The following is a 2,296-nucleotide window of genomic DNA, read 5'->3' as shown; positions in this document are numbered from 1 at the left end:
CGGCCACGGGTTCGTGGGTCAGGCGCAGCGCTGTGGGGGTGAGTAGAAGTGGTGGCGGGGTCGGGTCGCGTCGTCGGGCGAGGATGTTGATGACAACGGGGTCTGCTGCCGGACGGTGCTAAATCCTACGCTAAGCCGATAAAACGCGCCTTCCGTGGTCCCTGAGGTTTCCGTTGGCATCGACGTAGCGATAGAGGGTCACCGGTTTGACACCCAGCTCGGCCGCGAGGGCGGCAACTGAGGTGTCCCTGTTTGACATGGCCGCTTGGGCCAAGCGGACCTGAGCCTTGGTCAGTGCGAACTTCCGCCCGCCTTTTCGACCGCGCGCCCGGGCGGCTGCGAGACCTGCCATGGTGCGCTCCCGGATCAGGTCGCGCTCGAACTCGGCCAGGGTCGCGAAGATGCCGAAGATCATGCGACCGGCCGAGGTGGTGGTATCGATTTCAGCACCCTGACCGGTCAGCACGCGCAGGCCAATGCCACGATCTGACAGGTCCCGCACTGTATTGACCAGGTGGGTCAGCGTGCGCCCGAGCCTGTCCAGCTTCCAGACCACGAGGACATCACCTTCCCGTAATGACCGCAGGCAAGCCTCCAGTCCTGGGCGATCATCGCGCGCACCGGATGCCTGATCTTCGTAAATGCGTTCCGCGGGCACTCCTGCGGCGATCAAGGCGTCTCGTTGGAGATCCAGAGACTGTGACCCGTCAGCCTTGGAGATGCGTGCATAGCCGATCAACATGTTTCACAAACGTTCGTTTGCGATGCATCCATGAAAGAGGCGCGTTGCGGCATCGCTTCCATCTCTTCAGCCTTATCATAAACAAAATACCATAAACCAGACGCAGAAAGAATAAGATATATGGTACATCGTGCGGTTCTGACCGACCGGCAGCGCGCAGCATTGTTCGATCTGCCGACTGCTGAGGCGGACATGCTGCATCACTTCACGCTGTCGGACGATGATCTGGAAATCATCCGTGCCCGCCGCCGCCCGCACAATCGCTTTGGCTTTGCCCTGCAACTTTGCGCATTGCGATATCCTGGCCGTCTGCTGACACCCGGTGAAGTCATTCCCTTGGCAGTTACGCGCTTTCTGGCCGCGCAGGTTGGCCTGAAGCCTGATGATCTGGCCGGTTACGCGACCCGTGAAGAGACCCGCCATGAACATCTGGCGACGCTCAGAGAGCAGTATGGCTACAGGATGTTTTCTGGGAGAGGGGCGCGCGACCTGAAGGGCTGGCTGGAAGATGTGGCGGAGACTGCGCGCTCCAATGACGATCTGGCACGGCGCTTTGTCGAGCAGTGCCGGTCGACCCGAACCATCCTGCCTGGCGTCACGATCATCGAGCGACTTTGCGCCGACGCGCTGGTGGCTGCGGAGCGGCGGATCGAGGCACGGATCGCAGGGCGGCTGGACGATGCCATGAAGAGCCGCCTCGATGCCTTGCTGACAGAAGATGCTGGTGGATCGGTGACACGGTTTGTCTGGCTGCGTCAATTCGAGGCTGGGCAGAACTCGGCCGACATGAACCGTCTTCTGGATCGGCTGGAATTCCTGCAGCGCCTCGGGCTGAACGAGACGGTTCTGGCTGGGGTGCCGCCGCACCGGATTGCCCAACTTCGCAGGCAAGGCGAGCGATACTTCGCGGGCGATTTGCGAGACATTTCCGGGGATCGCCGTCTCGCCATCCTTGCCGTCTGCGTACTGGAATGGCGCAGCGCCCTTGCCGACGCCATTGTGGAGACCCATGACCGCATCGTCGGCAAGACCTGGCGCGAGGCGAAGTCCCGATGTGACGCGTGTGCGGAAGATGCCAAGGCCGCGCTGAAGGACACCTTGCAGTCCTTCGCCAGCCTCGGTTCGGCGCTGCTGGAAGCCCATGAAGATCGTGCATCGCTCGAGGAGGCTGTCGGCAATGCCGGTGGCTGGCTGTCTCTCAAAGGGCTGGTCGCGACAGCGGCCCAATTGACCGACACTCTGGCCGCCGACCCATTGGCCCATGTCGGCCATGGGTATCATCGGTTCCGTCGCTACGCGCCGCGCATGCTGCGAGCATTGGACATTCAGGCAGCACCCGTGGCGGAACTCCTGTTGGCGGCCAGCAAGATCGTCGCGGGAACGGATGTGACGGCCACCCGCTCCATGGCCTTTCTGCGCCGGGGATCGAAGTGGCAGCGCTACCTTGGTGGCGAGGGTGACGGGGGCCGTCTGTGGGAAGTCGCGGTCCTGTTCCATCTACGCGAAGCCTTCCGTTCGGGGGATGTCTGGCTCGCTCATTCCCGGCGGTATGGC

The 2,296-nt window shown here is 62.5% G+C and carries 2 protein-coding genes; one reads left to right on the top strand and one right to left on the bottom strand.

The features are described from left to right. Window positions 1-130: 130 nt before the first annotated feature. Window positions 131-742 carry a recombinase family protein gene (locus C0V75_RS22625; protein ID WP_038148987.1) on the bottom strand — a complete coding sequence of 204 codons (612 nt, stop codon included), beginning with the start codon at window positions 740-742 and terminating at the stop codon, window positions 131-133. Between the two features lie 120 nt (window positions 743-862). Between C0V75_RS22625 and C0V75_RS22620 the strand changes: the two genes are divergently transcribed. Further along, the coding region (locus tag C0V75_RS22620) for a DUF4158 domain-containing protein (protein WP_143710508.1) at window positions 863-2,296 on the top strand (1,434 nt) is incomplete at its 3' end.

The organism is Tabrizicola sp. TH137, from assembly GCF_002855575.1.
Taxonomy (GTDB): Bacteria; Pseudomonadota; Alphaproteobacteria; order Rhodobacterales; family Rhodobacteraceae; genus Paragemmobacter.
Note: the sequence above shows the minus strand (reverse complement) of the source record. Positions and strands in the feature narration are given on the sequence as shown.

Bases quoted from the DNA above. Each gene is read 5' to 3' on its own strand.
- C0V75_RS22625 (WP_038148987.1), bottom strand. From the start codon at position 742: ATGTTGATCGGCTATGCACGCATCTCCAAGGCTGACGGGTCACAGTCT.